Raw genomic sequence first — 348 nt, forward strand, 5'->3', positions numbered from 1 at the left:
TCGCTTATCCGGGTCAGGTGTAGACAACGAGAAAAACCCGGTGGGTTCGTTTTTATTTGCAGGCCAAAGGGGGGTCGGTAAAACAGAGGTTACCAATCAATTCGCTAACTGCATGGTTGTTGAGTTTATTCGTTTTGATATGTCTGAATACGTTGAGCGCCTTGCGGTGAGCCGTTTAATGGGTGCGCCTCCGGGTTATGTAGGTTTTGATCAAGGCGGCTTATTATCAGAAGCGGTTATAAAAAATCCAGATGCAGTGGTATTGATGTATGAAATAGAAAATGCACATCCTGATATCTACAACATTTTATTACAAGTTATGGTTCACGGTACGCTAACAGATAATAA

The 348-nt window shown here is 42.2% G+C and carries 1 protein-coding gene; it reads left to right on the forward strand.

Features of this window, described 5'->3' with window-relative positions; all coding sequences use genetic code 11:
* A partial coding sequence (locus CWC30_RS18085) for an AAA family ATPase (RefSeq protein ID WP_171034755.1) occupies nt 1–348 on the forward strand: 348 nt, incomplete at both ends.

The organism is Pseudoalteromonas sp. S4741, from assembly GCF_005886135.1.
Classification (GTDB): Bacteria; Pseudomonadota; Gammaproteobacteria; order Enterobacterales; family Alteromonadaceae; genus Pseudoalteromonas; species Pseudoalteromonas tetraodonis.